The 14,282-nt window shown below is 60.8% G+C and carries 14 protein-coding genes; 1 reads left to right on the forward strand and 13 read right to left on the reverse strand.

The window, feature by feature from the left end:
* Positions 1-31 precede the first annotated feature (31 nt).
* The 13 genes from lpxA to rpsB all read right to left on the reverse strand — a co-directional run bounded on the left by lpxA (position 32) and on the right by rpsB (position 12,633).
* On the reverse strand, positions 32-820 hold the full coding sequence (gene lpxA, locus QN397_RS08650; protein ID WP_323500675.1) for an acyl-ACP--UDP-N-acetylglucosamine O-acyltransferase: 789 nt from the start codon (positions 818-820) through the stop codon (positions 32-34).
* A 13-nt stretch (positions 821-833) separates the two neighbouring features.
* Complete coding sequence (gene fabZ, locus QN397_RS08655) at positions 834-1,316, reverse strand: 3-hydroxyacyl-ACP dehydratase FabZ (protein ID WP_323495061.1); 483 nt, start codon at positions 1,314-1,316, stop codon at positions 834-836.
* Positions 1,313-2,302: a UDP-3-O-(3-hydroxymyristoyl)glucosamine N-acyltransferase gene (gene lpxD, locus QN397_RS08660; RefSeq protein WP_323500677.1), complete on the reverse strand. Its 990-nt coding sequence runs from the start codon at positions 2,300-2,302 to the stop codon at positions 1,313-1,315. Before lpxD ends, fabZ begins: the two co-directional genes overlap by 4 nt.
* Positions 2,303-2,315: 13 nt before the next feature.
* The gene (locus tag QN397_RS08665) at positions 2,316-2,858 is read right to left on the reverse strand and encodes an OmpH family outer membrane protein (protein ID WP_323500679.1); all 543 of its coding nucleotides are present in this window, start codon (positions 2,856-2,858) and stop codon (positions 2,316-2,318) included.
* Positions 2,858-5,299 carry an outer membrane protein assembly factor BamA gene (gene bamA / locus QN397_RS08670; RefSeq protein ID WP_323500680.1) on the reverse strand — a complete coding sequence of 814 codons (2,442 nt, stop codon included), beginning with the start codon at positions 5,297-5,299 and terminating at the stop codon, positions 2,858-2,860. Before bamA ends, QN397_RS08665 begins: the two co-directional genes overlap by 1 nt.
* Positions 5,300-5,337: 38 nt before the next feature.
* Positions 5,338-6,708 (reverse strand): RIP metalloprotease RseP, encoded by a 1,371-nt coding sequence (gene rseP, locus QN397_RS08675; RefSeq protein ID WP_323500681.1) that lies wholly within the window; start codon positions 6,706-6,708, stop codon positions 5,338-5,340.
* A 23-nt stretch (positions 6,709-6,731) separates the two neighbouring features.
* Positions 6,732-7,922 carry a 1-deoxy-D-xylulose-5-phosphate reductoisomerase gene (ispC, locus tag QN397_RS08680; protein WP_323495056.1) on the reverse strand — a complete coding sequence of 397 codons (1,191 nt, stop codon included), beginning with the start codon at positions 7,920-7,922 and terminating at the stop codon, positions 6,732-6,734.
* Positions 7,909-8,778, reverse strand: coding sequence for a phosphatidate cytidylyltransferase (locus QN397_RS08685; protein WP_323495055.1), 870 nt, complete (start codon positions 8,776-8,778; stop codon positions 7,909-7,911). Before QN397_RS08685 ends, ispC begins: the two co-directional genes overlap by 14 nt.
* A 15-nt stretch (positions 8,779-8,793) precedes the next feature.
* The gene (uppS, locus tag QN397_RS08690; protein ID WP_323495054.1) at positions 8,794-9,528 is read right to left on the reverse strand and encodes a polyprenyl diphosphate synthase; all 735 of its coding nucleotides are present in this window, start codon (positions 9,526-9,528) and stop codon (positions 8,794-8,796) included.
* Position 9,529: 1 nt separating this feature from the next.
* Positions 9,530-10,090, reverse strand: coding sequence for a ribosome recycling factor (gene frr, locus QN397_RS08695; RefSeq protein ID WP_187052207.1), 561 nt, complete (start codon positions 10,088-10,090; stop codon positions 9,530-9,532).
* Between the two features lie 13 nt (positions 10,091-10,103).
* Positions 10,104-10,826 (reverse strand): UMP kinase, encoded by a 723-nt coding sequence (gene pyrH / locus QN397_RS08700; protein ID WP_187052208.1) that lies wholly within the window; start codon positions 10,824-10,826, stop codon positions 10,104-10,106.
* A 44-nt stretch (positions 10,827-10,870) separates the two neighbouring features.
* Positions 10,871-11,794, reverse strand: coding sequence for a translation elongation factor Ts (gene tsf / locus QN397_RS08705; RefSeq protein WP_323500682.1), 924 nt, complete (start codon positions 11,792-11,794; stop codon positions 10,871-10,873).
* A gap of 80 nt (positions 11,795-11,874) precedes the next feature.
* Complete coding sequence (gene rpsB, locus QN397_RS08710) at positions 11,875-12,633, reverse strand: 30S ribosomal protein S2 (protein WP_187052210.1); 759 nt, start codon at positions 12,631-12,633, stop codon at positions 11,875-11,877.
* Positions 12,634-12,933: 300 nt separating this feature from the next.
* On the opposite strand from rpsB, the gene QN397_RS08715 reads away from it, so the two are divergent.
* On the forward strand, positions 12,934-14,259 hold the full coding sequence (locus QN397_RS08715) for an amidase (protein ID WP_323500683.1): 1,326 nt from the start codon (positions 12,934-12,936) through the stop codon (positions 14,257-14,259).
* Positions 14,260-14,282 lie beyond the last annotated feature (23 nt).

The following is a 14,282-nucleotide window of genomic DNA, read 5'->3' on the forward strand; positions in this document are numbered from 1 at the left end:
GCGGTTCGGGTTTCTGAATGCTTCACCCGGCTCAACGCGCGATACCGCGCGTGACGCTGGACAGAAAGTCGCTCATGAGCGCGGCCTCGGCCGCCGCGTCGGGCATCTCGGCCGTCAACTCGCTGATGCCGGCACGGGCCTCGTCGAGCGTCTTACCTTGCCGATACAGCAGACGATGCATCTGCTTGACCGCGGCGAGTCGCTCCGGCGAGAAACCGCGCCGCCGCAGGCCCACCAGGTTGAAGCCGCGTACCGCCATTGGATTGCCATCGACCAGCATGAAAGGCGGTACGTCCTGCGACACGGCGGTGGCGAAGCCGACCATCGCATGTGCGCCGATCTTCACGAACTGGTGGATGCCGACGAGCCCGCCGATCGTCACCCAGTCGCCGAGCTCGACATGGCCCGCGAGCGTCGTGTTGTTCGCCAACGTGGTGTGGTCGCCGACCAAGCAGTCGTGCGCGATGTGGGTGTAGGCCATGATCCAGTTGTCATGGCCCACGCGCGTAACGCCGCCCGCGCCTGGCACGCCGAGGTTAAAGGTGCAAAACTCACGGATCGTGTTGCGATCACCGATGACCAGTTCGGTCGGCTCGCCCGCGTACTTTTTGTCTTGCGGCACTGCACCGAGCGACGAGAACTGAAAAATGCGGTTGTCCTGGCCGATCGTCGTGCGACCCTCGATCACGCAGTGCGCACCGACCGTGGTGTTCGCACCGATCTTCACGTGAGGGCCGATGACCGTGTAAGGGCCGACCGCGACGGAACCGTCGAGTTCGGCTTTGGGGTCGACGATCGCCGTCGAATGAACCTGCGTCATGCGCCGTTCAGGATCAGTTGATCTGGCGCATGGCGCACATCAGGGTCGCTTCGCATGCGAGTTCGGTGCCTACGAGCGCACGACCCTTGAACTTGGAAATACCGGCCTTCATGCGCTCGATTTCAACTTCGAGCGTGAGCTGATCACCGGGCTCCACAGGCCGCTTGAAACGCGCGCCATCGATCGCAGCAAAGTAATAGATGGTGTTCTCGTCCGGCACCATGTCTAGCGAACGGAACGACAGCAACGCGGCGGCTTGCGCCATGGCTTCGAGCATCAGCACACCCGGCATCACCGGCCGGTGCGGAAAGTGTCCGTTGAAAAAGGGCTCGTTCATCGTCACGTTCTTGATCGCCGTGATCCGCTTGCCTTTTTCCATCGACAGCACTCGGTCAACCAGCAAAAACGGGTAGCGATGCGGCAGCAGCTTGAGGATTTGATGGATGTCCAGCGATGTGTCGAGCGCTGAATCGAGCGTGGAGTCGGGCGTTGTCATGGTGCTTTGTTGTCTTGCGTGGCCGCTTTCTCAAGCGCCCTAAGTCGATCGCGCAGAGTGTGTAACTGCCTGACGGTCGCGGCGTTTTTCTGCCAGGAAGCATTGTCGTCGATGGGGAACACACCAGTGTAGTGGCCCGGCTTGAGGATGGACCCCATGACCGTGGTGCCGGCCGAGATATGCACCCCGTCGGCGATGGTCACGTGCCCGATGATGATTCCCTGCCCGCCGATGGTGCAATGCGCGCCGATGCTGGTGCTGCCCGCGACGCCGGTGCAGCCGGCCATCGCCGTATGCTTGCCGATTCGGACGTTGTGACCGATCTGGATAAGGTTGTCGAGCTTGACGCCGTCTTCGATCACGGTGTCATCGAGCGCTCCACGATCGATGCATGTATTGGCGCCGATGTCGACGTCGTCGCCAATGCGTACCGCACCAAGCTGCTCGATCTTGACCCACTTCCCTTCGTGCAGTGCATTTCCGAAGCCATCGGCACCGATCACCACGCCCGGATAGAGGTTGCAACGCGCGCCAATGATGCAGTCTTCGCTCACCGTCACGTTCGATTTAAGGACAGTGTCTGCGCCGATCCGCACGCCACGCTCGATCACGCAGAGCGCGCCGATACGGGCCGTCGAGTCGATGTCTGCGCCGGGATCGATGATGGCGCTGGGATGGATGCGCGGCGTGGCCGGTCGTGCAAGGTGTGCCTTCCACAACTGCGTGAGCAGTGCGAAGTAATACTGCGGGTCACTTGCAACGATAAAGGCGCCGCGTGCTGCGGCGATTTCGCGCATCGCGGGAGCAACGATCACGCAAGCCGCCTTCGATACGACGAGGTCGTCGTTGAATTTGGAGCTGCTGAGAAAAGTGAGAGCGTCTGCCTGCGCGCTTTTCAATGGCGCGAGCCGCTCGATCGAAACCGCGCGGTCGCCATGGAGTTCGCCACCCAGGGCGTCGACGATGGCGCCAAGCGACAGTGCCACGGCGATCGTCCTCTTATTTGCTAGCGGCCGGCGGAGGCGCCGAAGAAGGAGCGTTCAACGCCTTGATCACCTTGTCGGTGATGTCGTGCTTTGGGTTGATGTAGATCGCTTCCTGCAGGATGGCGTCGTACTTCTCCGCCTCGGCAACTTGCTTCACGACGCGGTTGGCCCGCTCGTAGACCTGTTGCAGCTCTTCGTTCTTCCGGGCATTCAGGTCTTCCTGAAACTCGCGTCGCTTGCGCTGAAAGTCGCGGTCCTGGTCTACCAACGTGCGCTGTCGCGACGCACGCTGGGCTTCAGGCAATGTCGGCGCTTCCCGCTCGAACTTTTCAGAGGCGCTCTTCAAGGCATCGCCCTGCCCCGCGAGGTCTTTCTCACGTTTCGAGAACTCTGCTTCGAGTTTGGCTTGCGCTGCCTTGGCAGGTTGTGCCTCGCGCAGCACACGATCCGGGTTGACGAAGCCGACGCGGAACGTTTCCTGCGCTTGCGACGGTGCACAAACAAATGCCAGTAAAGAGATCAGCAGCGTACCGGCCGCACGAACCAAATTGCTCATCAGAACGAAGTTCCAATCTGAAATTGCAAGCGTTGAACGCGATCGGCAGGCACCAATTCGATCAACGCATTATTCGGATCAACGACCTGCTTCTGCTGACGAATCGGGATCGCATAGGCAAGGCGCAGCGGTCCGAGCGGCGAAACCCAACTGATGCCCAAACCAACCGAGGCGCGAATCTTTTGCTGCGCTTTCCATTGTGCGTCGGTCACACCGGTGCCACGGGTGGAGAACACATTGCCTGCGTCGAAGAACGAGTACAGCCGCAGCGTACGGTCGTTACCGGCACCTGGAAACGGCGTGCTCAATTCGGCATTGAAAATGGCCTTCTTGGTACCGCCGAGCGAAGCGCCCGTGACGAAGTCGCGCGGGCCGAGCGAGTTCTGCTCGAAGCCGCGAACCGAACCCAGGCCCCCGGCATAGAAGTTCTTGAAGATCGGGTACGCCTTGTCACCATACGGCCGGGCATAACCTGCTTCGCCGTTGATCGAGAACGTGTATTGCTTGGTGATCGGGAAAAACTGCTGGTACTGATAGCTCGACTTGAGATATTTCATGTCGCCACCGACACCGATTTCCAGGTTGGCGCGCTGCAGGCGACCGCGGGTCGGAACCAGTGCGCTGTCGCGGTCATCGCGCGACCAGCCGATGGTCAGAGGGATGCCAAACACCGACGCGTTAGAACAACTGGTCACGATGCCGGTGGTGCCATTTGTCGTGCACCCGAAGTAGTCGCGATATGCCTGAGGCGAGGCGCTGTAGACGTATTGCCCGTTGACCAGCGTGTAGGTTCCGTTCGAGCCGGGATCGAAACGATAGCGCTCAAGCCCGATGCCGAAGAACACTGTGTCGACTTCGCTGAACGGCACGCCGAAACTGATCGAGCCTCCTTCGTGCACGAGTTTGTAGTCACCGTCCGCCGCATAGTAGGGACGCGTTGTCGCGGAATAGAGGCTGAAGGTCCGGGAGATGCCATCGGCCGTGAAGTACGGATCGGTCGCCGTAATTGAGATCGTGCGGTTGTACTTGCTGGTGTTGATCTGCAAGCCAAGGTAGTTGCCCGAACCGAAGACGTTTTCTTGCGTGATGCCGAACGTCAGAGAGACCTTTTCTGCACTGGAGAAGCCGGCACCCAGCTGCAGAGTGCCTGTAGGTTTTTCAACAACGCTCACCGTCAGGTCGACCTGATCGGGTGTGCCGGGGATTTCGACCGTGTCGACGTTGACCTCGGTGAAAAAGCCGAGACGGTCCACGCGATCGCGCGACAGCTTGATCTTGTCGCCGTCGTACCACGACGCCTCGTATTGACGGAACTCACGACGGACGACTTCGTCACGCGTGCGGTTGTTGCCGCCGATGTTCACGCGGCGAACATACACGCGGCGCGAAGGTTCGGCCTGCAGCGTCAGGTTGACGCGGTTGTTGACGCGGTCGACTTCGGGCTGTGCCTGCACGCGTGCAAAGGCATAGCCGAAGGTACCGAAATAGTCTGTGAAAGCCTTGGTGGTAGCCGTGACGTCTTCGCCGTTGTAGGCCTCGCCCGGCTTGATGGTGACGAGCGACTTGAACTCTTCATCGCGGCCAAGATAGTTGCCCGCGAGCTTGACGCCAGCCACGACAAACTTCTCGCCTTCTGTCACGTTGACGGTAACCGACAGATCCTGCCGGTCGGGCGAGATGGCGACCTGGGTCGAATCGATGCGGAACTCGAGGTAGCCGCGCGTGAGGTAGTACGAGCGCATCGTCTCAAGGTCGGCATTGAGCTTGGCGCGCGAATACTGGTTGGACTTGGTGTACCAGCTCATAAAGCCGCCGCTGTCCTGATCGAACAAGTCGAGCAAGGTCGACTCGCTAAAGGCCTTGTTGCCGACGACCCGGATTTCGCGGATGCGGGCGGAATCGCCTTCGTTCACCGTGAAGGTCAGGTTGACGCGATTACGTTCCGTCGGCGTCACGGTGGTCACGACGGTGGCGTTGTACAGGCTCTTGCTGATGTACTGGCGCTTCAGTTCTTGCTCGGCCTTGTCGGCCAGTGCTTTGTCGTAGGGGCGCCCTTCGGCCAGCCCGACTTCGCGCAGCGCTTTTTGCAGGACGGCTTTGTCGAACTCCTTGGTGCCGGCGAAATCGACATCGGCAATCGTCGGACGCTCTTCGACGATGACTACCAGCACGTTGCCGCTCACGTCGATTCGAACGTCCTTGAACAGCCCCAGATCGAACAGCGCTCGAATCGCAGCAGAGCCACGATCGTCGCTGTAGGTGTCGCCGACACGGAGCGGCAACGACGCGAAGATCGTTCCCGGCTCCACGCGTTGCAGGCCTTCGACCCGGATGTCGCGAACCGTGAATGGCTCGACAGCCCATGCGGCTGTTGCAGCCAGTGCACCGGCGACTACCGCTGCCACGCTACGCAAGCGAAAGCGACTGAAGTGTTTGTTCATCTGTGAAATGGGCCGGCTCGGAAAGAGACGACCGAAAGTTAACCAAGGAGCCGATTTACGTCGTTGAACAGTGCGATCGACATCATGACGAGAAGCAACGCGACGCCGCCGCGCTGAAAGCGTTCCATCCATGCGTCGGATACGCTTTTGCCTGTCAGGCCCTCCCAAAGATAATACATCAGGTGCCCCCCGTCGAGGACAGGCAAAGGCATGAGATTCAGGACCCCCAAACTGACGCTGATAAGTGCCAGAAATATGAGGTATTGGGTGAGCCCCATGCTCGCAGATTTGCCTGCGTAGTCAGCGATGGTGAGAGGTCCGCTGAGATTCTTGAGAGACGCCTCGCCGATAACCATCTTGCCCATCATGCGCACAGTCAGAGCAGACACTTCCCAGGTGCGAACGACGCCGCGCCAGAGGCCCATGATCGGACCTTGGCGCACAGTCACCATGACCGGCGGCGCGCCAACGTAGGCGCCAATGCGACCCACTTTGGCGGTGCCTTCGTCGCGAACGTCAGGAACGACATCGATGCTTATCGAGCGCCCGCCGCGCTCGATTGCCCAAGCCTGCATTTTCGGCTTTCCGTCATCCACCGAAGCGCGGATGACCTCGCGCAGTTGCTGCCCGTCCACGATGGCCGCAGTCCCGATCGATCGCACGAGATCGCCTTTCTTCAAGCCGGCGCGGTCGCCTGCGCTGCCCGCAACGACATCACCTATCTCAGGACGGGTCAGCGGTGCGATGACGCCTATCTTGCGAAACATCTGCGCGTCGGCATCCTTGGCCTCGACGCGGCTGAGCGGCAGCACCAGCTCGCGCGCAGGCTTACCACCCTCGTTCGAGATTTCGAGCGTCAGGTCGCGACGATCGAGTGCTGCCCGTGTCATGCGCCAGCGCAAGTCTTCGAACGAATCGACCGTGTCGAGCTCGCCGTCGAAGCCGGCACGCGTGATGTGCTCGCCGCCGCGCAGGCCGGCCTGTTCAGCTAAAGATGCCGGCACCGGACGTGCCAGCGTCGCCACCGGCTCCTGCACGCCGATCCAGTTGACGACGGTATAAAGCGCGACCGCCAGCAGCAGATTCGCAATCGGACCCGCCGCCACGATGGCCGCGCGCGAACGGAGCGGCTGGACGTTGAAAGCGCGATGCCGCTCTTCAGGCGCCACCACACCTTCGCGCTCGTCCAGCATCTTCACGTAGCCGCCGAGCGGAAACATACCGATGACGAACTCGGTTTGCTGACCCGGGCGCTGGCGCTTCGGCTGCCACCGGTAGAGCGTCTTTCCAAAACCGACCGAGAAGCGCAACACCTTGACGCCGCAGGCCACCGCGACGCGATAGTGGCCGTACTCATGAACAGCGATAAGTACACCCAGCGCGACGATAAAGGCAACGACTGTGAGCATCGGAATTCCCCCTGTTTGAAACGTCAGGCCGCGGCGAATCGTAGCGCGGCGGCGTTGGCAGCCCGTCGCGCTACCGCGTCGAGCGCCAGCAGATCGGCGAGCGACGACGGTTTGGAGGAAGCAACCACCTCCAAAGTTTCCATGTTCACTGCGTGTATGAGGTCGAAGCGCAGACGTCTATCCAGGAAAGCTTGAACGGCAACTTCATTGGCTGCGTTCAGCACGGCCGTCGTGCCCGGCGCAGCGCGCAGTGCCTGCCATGCCAGATCGAGACCTGGGAAGAGCGCCGCATCAGGCGTCTCGAACGTCAAGGCACCCATCGTCCGGAAGTCGAGCCGCGCCGCACCGCTCTCGATGCGCTCAGGCCATGCGAGGCCAACGGCGATAGGCACGCGCATGTCGGGCGTACCCAATTGCGCGACGACCGATGCATCGGTGAACTGCACCATCGAATGCACCACGCTTTGAGGGTGGATCACCACCTCGATCCGTTCGGGCAAGACACCGAACAGATGACGCGCTTCAATGACTTCGAGCGCCTTGTTCATCATCGTCGCGGAGTCGACCGAGATCTTGCGGCCCATCACCCAGTTGGGATGGGCACAGGCTTGCTCCGGCGTGACCTGGCTCAAGCTGCCGGCGGCGCGTGTGCGGAACGGACCACCCGAAGCGGTGAGGATGATTTTATCGATGCGCCGACCCCAGGTCGCCGGGTCTTCGGGCAGCGATTGAAAGATGGCCGAATGCTCGCTGTCGATCGGCAGCAATGTCGCGCCTCCCTCACGCACGGTGTGCATGAAGAGTTCGCCGCCGACCACGAGCGCCTCCTTGTTGGCCAGCAACAGCCGCTTGCCGGCGCGCGCAGCAGCAAGGCAAGCGCCAAGCCCCGCCGCGCCGACGATGGCGGCCATGACTGCGTCTACTTCGTCGTGCGAGGCTATCGCTTCGATTGCGTCCGGCGCCGTCAGCACGCGCGTTGCACTGCCGTTTTGCTTCAGCTTGTCGGCCAGCAGGTCAGCGTGTGGCACGCTGACCATCACAGCGAAGCGCGGCTTGAAACGCATGCATTGGGCGAGCAGTTCGTCGACCTTGGTCGCGGCCGACAACGCGAAAACCTCGAAGCGATCGAGATGGCGCGAAATCACATCGAGCGTGTTGACGCCGACCGAGCCGGTCGAGCCCAACACGGTAATGCGCTGCTTAAGCGTATTCACAGAATGACCACAACATCATCGCGATCGGCAAAGCCGGAAGCAGTGCGTCGACCCGATCGAGCACCCCTCCATGGCCGGGCAGCAGACTGCTGCTGTCTTTGGCGCCGGCGCTGCGCTTGATGAGCGACTCGACAAGATCGCCGACCACGCTCATCGCCGCCATGAACACCACGCCGATCAGCAGCAACCACCAGCCCCGTTGCGCCAGCCGCGTGTAGAGGCTCGCAACCATCGCCTGTGCCGACGCATCGGCCCAAACCCATGCCAGCGCCAGCACCAGGACACCGGCCATACCGCCCCAAACCCCTTCCCAACTCTTGCCCGGACTGATCGACGGTGCCAGTTTGTTGCGCGTAAATTTGAGGCCAAAGGCGCGTCCGGCGAAATACGCGAACACGTCGGCCACCCACACGAGCAGCAAGATCGACAGCAAAAAATTAATGCCGATCATGCGAGCCTGCACTGCGGCCATCCAGGCCACCCACAACGCCAGCAAGCCGCCCACCACGCGCAACGGTTTGGGGATGCGCGGCCAGCCGGGCACTGCGGCGCGCAGCAAAAAGGCCCCGCCCAACACCCATGCCGCACTCGCGACGATCCATACGATGGAAAGCGACTGGTCTAGCAAACCTAGCGCCCAGGACAACAGGCAAAGACAAAGGATCTCGGCCCCGAACAGCAGCGAGATACCCTGCCCATAGCCATTTAGCTTGCCCCACTCCCAACCCGCTGCGGCAATCAACGCCAGCATGACACAAGCGAAAGGAATCGAAACGGTGCCGTGGGAAGGATAGAAGAGAGCCGGCAACAAGATCGCCAGAAGGACGATCGCCGTGATGATTCTTTGCTTGAGCATTTGACCTAAGTTGCGTCAGGCCGGCTGTCTGGCGCGCTCGGCGCCCGACGAAAGCTGCGCAGAGGTCTTTCCAAAACGACGCTCGCGACGCTGGAAGGCACCGATCGCCTCATCCAGCGCGGCCTCGTCGAACTCCGGCCAGAGCTTGTCGCTGAAGAACAGCTCCGCATAAGCGCTCTGCCAGAGCAGGAAGTTCGACAATCGCTGCTCTCCACCGGTGCGAATAAAAAGATCGGGGTCCGACACATGGGAAAGCGCCATCTCGCGGTCGAGGCTCACTTCGGTGATCGGCTCGCCGCGCTCCGCCAATGCAGCTGCGGCACGGGCGATGTCCCATCGACCACCGTAGTTGAAGCACACGTTGAAAATTAGGTGCGTGTTGTTCGCCGTCGCTGTCTCGGCCTGCACCAGTCCAGCGGATATCTTTTCGGACAGACCGCCACGCTCACCGACGAAATGCAAACGCACACCGTCTTTGCTCAGTCGCGGCACTTCACGCGTCAATGCACCCACCATCAGGTCCATGAGGCCGGAGACTTCCTCGACTGGACGATTCCAGTTCTCGGAAGAAAACGCAAACACAGTCAGCACGCCGACGCCACGATCAACGCAAGCCTTGACGCAGCGACGGAGCGATTCGACACCCTGCTTATGACCGGCAACACGCGGCAAAAACCGCCGCGTGGCCCAGCGGCCATTGCCATCCATGACGATGGCGATGTGATTCGGCACGGCAGGTGTTTGCCCCATGCTAGACGGCCATGATCTCCGCCTCTTTGGCGGCGACGAGGCGGTCGACTTCCGAGATATGACGGTCGGTCACTTTCTGGATCTCAGCCTCGGCACGCTTCTGGTCATCTTCCGAAGCCAGCTTGTCTTTCACCAGTTTCTTTACCGATTCGTTGGCATCGCGTCGAAGATTGCGCGTAGCGATCTTGGCGCTCTCGCCCTCGTTGCGGACCAGTTTGGTCATCTCGCGCCGACGCTCTTCGCTCATGGCTGGCAACGGCACACGAATGAGGTCGCCCATCGACGCCGGGTTGAGCCCCAGATCGCTTTCGCGAATCGCCTTTTCGATCTTGGCGCCCATGCCTTTTTCCCAAGGCTGGACGCTGATCGTGCGCGAGTCGAGCACCGAGACATTGGCGACCTGGCTCAGCGGCACCGACGATCCGTAGTAATCGACGTGGATCGAATCGAGTAACGCCGAGTTGGCGCGGCCGGTGCGGATCTTGGTAAGGTTGTTCTGGAATGCGGCGAGCGACTGGTTCATCTTGACGTCGGTCGCGCTGCGAATGTCTGCAATGGTCATCTCTAAGTACTCCTCAAGCGTGCACCAAAGTGCCTTCGTCTTCACCCAACACGACGCGTTTGAGCGCACCGTTCTTAAAGATCGAAAACACCTTGATCGGCAGCTTTTGATCCCGGCACAGCGCAAATGCCGTGGCGTCCATGATCCCGAGATTGCGCGAAATCGCCTCGTCGAAGGTCAGGCTCGTGTAGCGAGTCGCGTTCGGGTCTTTCTTGGGGTCAGCGCTGTACACGCCGTCCACCTTTGTCGCCTTCAGCACCAGTTCGGCGCCGATCTCGGCACCGCGCAACGCGGCAGCCGTGTCGGTCGTAAAAAATGGGTTGCCGGTGCCGGCAGCGAAGATCACGACCTTGCCCTCTTCGAGATACTGAAGCGCCTTCGGCCGCACGTAAGGCTCGACCACCTGCTCAATGGCGATGGCCGACATCACGCGGGCCACGAGCCCCTGCTTGTTCATGGCATCGGCAAGTGCTAGTGCGTTCATGACAGTGGCGAGCATGCCCATGTAGTCGGCAGTGGCCCGGTCCATTCCGACCGAACCGCCGGCCACGCCGCGAAAAATGTTGCCGCCGCCGATCACGACCGCCAGTTCGACGCCCATGTTGACCACCTCAGCCACCTCTTCGACCATGCGGACTATGGTCGCGCGATTGATGCCGAAAGCGTCATCGCCCATGAGCGCCTCCCCGGACAGCTTCAACAAGATTCGCTTGTGGGCTGGGCGGGGTTCGGACATGGGCATTTTCCTTCGGTGTTTGCGGGGCGAGTGTAGAGCGGGAATTACGCCGCCGCCTTGGCTGCAGCCACTTGGGCAGCAACTTCTGCGGCAAAGTCATCGACCTTTTTCTCGATCCCCTCGCCGACCACGTAAAGGGTGAAGCCCTTGACGCTCGTACCGGCGGCCTTGAGCATGGCTTCAACGGTCTGCTTGTCGTTCTTCACGAAGGCCTGGTTATGCAGTGAAACCTCTTTCAGGTACTTCTGCACGCCGCCTTCGATGCGCTTGGCGACGATGTCGGCCGGCTGGGTTTTCTTGCCCTCGGCTTCGGCGGTCTTGCGGTCTTCCTCAGCTTTGCCGGCAGCCACAGCGCGCTCTTTTTCGATGAGTTCCGCAGGCACATCGGTGCTCGAAATAGACACGGGTTTCATCGCTGCAATATGCATTGCCACGTCTTTCGCTGCAGTGTCGTCACCTTCGAACTCGACCATCACGCCAATGCGCGTGCCGTGGAGGTACGACGCCAGCTTGCCGTTGCCCGCGAAATGCTTGAAGCGGCGAAAACTCATGTTCTCGCCGATCTTCCCGATCAGGCCCCGACGCACGTCTTCAAGCGTCGGGCCAAAGCCATCTTGCGCATACGAAAGCGCGCCAAGTCCAGCAATATCAGCTGGGCTGTGCTTCGCCACGAGCATCGCGGCGGCGTTGGCAAAAGCCAGGAAGCTGTCGTTCTTGGTAACGAAGTCGGTTTCGCAATTGATTTCGATCATGCCGCCCGCATCGCCATCGACAAACGCCGTGACGACGCCTTCGGCGGTGATGCGGCCCGACGCCTTGCCGGCCTTGTTGCCGAGCTTGATGCGTAGCAACTCTTCGGCCTTTTCCATGTTGCCCTCGGCCTCGGTCAGGGCCTTTTTGCATTCCATCATCGGCGCGTCGGTCTTCGCGCGCAGTTCGCCGACCATGCTTGCGGTGATTGCAGCCATTTTTCTATCTCCGTAACTTCAAAAATCAGTATAAAAAAAAGGGCAACGAAGCCCCTTCTTCAGGCTCGCGAGAGCGTGGATCAGGCCGAAGCACCTTCTTCGACTTCAACGAATTCGTCGCTGCCGCCGCCTTCGGCGATGGCCTTGACGACGTCACCGGCGGCATTGTTGCGGCCTTCGATGATCGCGTCGGCGATGCCACGGGCGTACAGCAAGACGGCCTTCGAAGAGTCGTCGTTGCCGGGAATCACGTAGTCGATGCCTTCAGGCGAATGGTTGGAGTCGACCACACCGATCATGGGTATGCCGAGCTTCTTGGCCTCGAGCACTGCAATCTTGTGGAAACCCACGTCGATCACGAAGATCGCATCCGGCAGAGCGGCCATGTCCTGAATGCCACCGATGTCCTTCTCGAGCTTGGCGATTTCACGTGAAAAGGTCAGCTGCTCTTTCTTGCTCAGGCTTTCGAGCCCGACTTCTTGCTGCGCCTTCATGTCCTTCAAGCGCTTGATCGACGTCTTGACGGTTTTGAAGTTGGTCAACATGCCGCCGAGCCAGCGGGTGTCAACGAAAGGAACGCCGGCGCGGCGGGCTTCCGAAGCCACAATTTCACGGGCCTGGCGCTTGGTGCCGACCATCAGGATCGTGCCGCGGTTGGCCGTGAGTTGCTTGGCGTACTTCATCGCGTCCTGGAACATCGGGAGCGACTTTTCCAGGTTGATGATGTGAATCTTGTTGCGATGGCCGAAGATGAACGGGGCCATCTTGGGGTTCCAGAAGCGGGTTTGGTGACCGAAATGGACACCGGCTTCCAGCATTTCGCGCATGGTGGTCGACATAGAAATAACTCCAAAGGTTGGGTCTAAAATCCAGCCCGTTTTGAGCCTTTTTCGAACATCTTCGAAGTAGGACACAACACCTTGATTGGGCTGGTTTGCGGATGCGTTTCAACAGGCACAGTAACAAGTAACTTGGGAGAAACTTGCCAGAAAGCAAGCTCACCAAACACCGTCACCGCATGACCAGCGAAACCATACGAGTATAGCACTGCCGCTCTCGTTTTACCTCCGTCACTCCTCCTTGTCGCGTCCCACTTCGCGCTCCTGCCCACCCCTTCCGCGCTTACGCTTTCCATCCCCATGAACGACCTCCATGCCACACGCCTTGCACTGCTCGCGGGCCAGACCGATGCGGCCACAGCCACGGAGGAAGCGGTCCTCATCGCCGCGTCTGCGGCATGCGCCCATGCCTTCACCCGCACCATGTTTGATGAAGCTCAATCCGCGGCTGCCCTTGCGCCCCCGCAAAGTCCTCTGAGTGGACTCGCGTTTTCAGCCAAAGACCTTTTCGACATTGCCGGCCAGCCGACCCCCGCCGGATCGGTCGTCCTCGCACATTCAACGACGGCCAGGGCCGACGCGACCGCCGTTACCCGCCTGCGTCAGGCCGGCGGTGTCAATATCGGCCGGACCAACATGACGGAGTTCGCTTTCTCGGGCGTCGGCGTCAATCCGCACTATGGCACGCCGGCCAACGCATGCGACACGGCCACGCCGCGCATTCCGGGTGGCTCGTCGTCCGGCGCCGCGGTGTCTGTCGCGACCGGCGCGGTCTTCATTGGACTGGGCTCCGATACGGGCGGCTCGATCCGTATTCCGGCCGCTCTGAATGGCATCGTCGGCTTCAAGAGCACGGCACGGCTGGTGCCAACCGATGGCGCAGTCCCGCTCTCCACCACGCTCGATACGGTCTGCGCGATAACGCGATCGGTACGCGACGCAGTCACTGCGCACGAAATTCTGGCGGCACGACGCGTCGTCGCTGGCACGGCATCGCTTTCAGCTTACCGACTCGCCGTCGTCAAGAACGTTTTTTTCGACGACCTAGAGCCGACCGTGGCCATCGCTTTCGAGCGAGGTCTCAAGTCTCTCCGAGCTGCCGGTGCGTACATCCAGGAGATTGAACTGCCTGAGCTGGCCGAACTCGCCAACCTCAACGCGACCGGGGGTTTTTCAGCCCCCGAGGCTTATGCGTGGCACCGGTTGTTGCTGGAGCGCAGCGGTGCCGGCTACGACCCCCGTGTGGCACAGCGCATCCTGAAGGGTGCTGCCATGACGGCTTACCAGTACATCGATCTGGTTGCTGCGCGCCGAGACTGGATTACTCGCGTCGAGCGCAGCCTCGCGCCCTTCGATGCTGTGCTGTCACCGACGGTGCCGATCACGGCGCCCACGATCGAGAGTGTGGCGCCGGGCGAAGAACGCGACGACGTGTTCTTCCGCATTAACAGTCTGCTCTTGCGCAACCCGTCGATCGTCAACATGCTCGATGGCTGCGCCATCTCACTCCCTTGCCACGCGAAAGGCGAGCTACCCGTTGGCCTCATGCTCTGGCATGGCGCCCTGCACGATGATGCGGTGCTTGCCATCGCTTTGCAAATCGAGCGGACACTACAAGAACGGTAGCTTGCAAGGACAGTTGCTTCTCG

It is taken from the genome of Variovorax sp. RTB1 (genome assembly GCF_035018765.1).
In the GTDB taxonomy this organism is placed as follows: Bacteria; Pseudomonadota; Gammaproteobacteria; order Burkholderiales; family Burkholderiaceae_C; genus Variovorax.

What these genes read in the sequence shown, in the direction of transcription:
- lpxA (WP_323500675.1), bottom strand. Translation starts at nt 820, where the DNA reads ATGACGCAGGTTCATTCGACGGCGATCGTCGACCCCAAAGCCGAACTC.
- fabZ (WP_323495061.1), bottom strand. Translation starts at nt 1,316, where the DNA reads ATGACAACGCCCGACTCCACGCTCGATTCAGCGCTCGACACATCGCTG.
- QN397_RS08665 (WP_323500679.1), bottom strand. Translation starts at nt 2,858, where the DNA reads ATGAGCAATTTGGTTCGTGCGGCCGGTACGCTGCTGATCTCTTTACTG.
- bamA (WP_323500680.1), bottom strand. Translation starts at nt 5,299, where the DNA reads ATGAACAAACACTTCAGTCGCTTTCGCTTGCGTAGCGTGGCAGCGGTA.
- rseP (WP_323500681.1), bottom strand. Translation starts at nt 6,708, where the DNA reads ATGCTCACAGTCGTTGCCTTTATCGTCGCGCTGGGTGTACTTATCGCT.
- QN397_RS08685 (WP_323495055.1), bottom strand. Translation starts at nt 8,778, where the DNA reads ATGCTCAAGCAAAGAATCATCACGGCGATCGTCCTTCTGGCGATCTTG.
- uppS (WP_323495054.1), bottom strand. Translation starts at nt 9,528, where the DNA reads ATGGGGCAAACACCTGCCGTGCCGAATCACATCGCCATCGTCATGGAT.
- frr (WP_187052207.1), bottom strand. Translation starts at nt 10,090, where the DNA reads ATGACCATTGCAGACATTCGCAGCGCGACCGACGTCAAGATGAACCAG.
- pyrH (WP_187052208.1), bottom strand. Translation starts at nt 10,826, where the DNA reads ATGTCCGAACCCCGCCCAGCCCACAAGCGAATCTTGTTGAAGCTGTCC.
- tsf (WP_323500682.1), bottom strand. Translation starts at nt 11,794, where the DNA reads ATGGCTGCAATCACCGCAAGCATGGTCGGCGAACTGCGCGCGAAGACC.
- rpsB (WP_187052210.1), bottom strand. Translation starts at nt 12,633, where the DNA reads ATGTCGACCACCATGCGCGAAATGCTGGAAGCCGGTGTCCATTTCGGT.
- QN397_RS08715 (WP_323500683.1), top strand. Translation starts at nt 12,934, where the DNA reads ATGAACGACCTCCATGCCACACGCCTTGCACTGCTCGCGGGCCAGACC.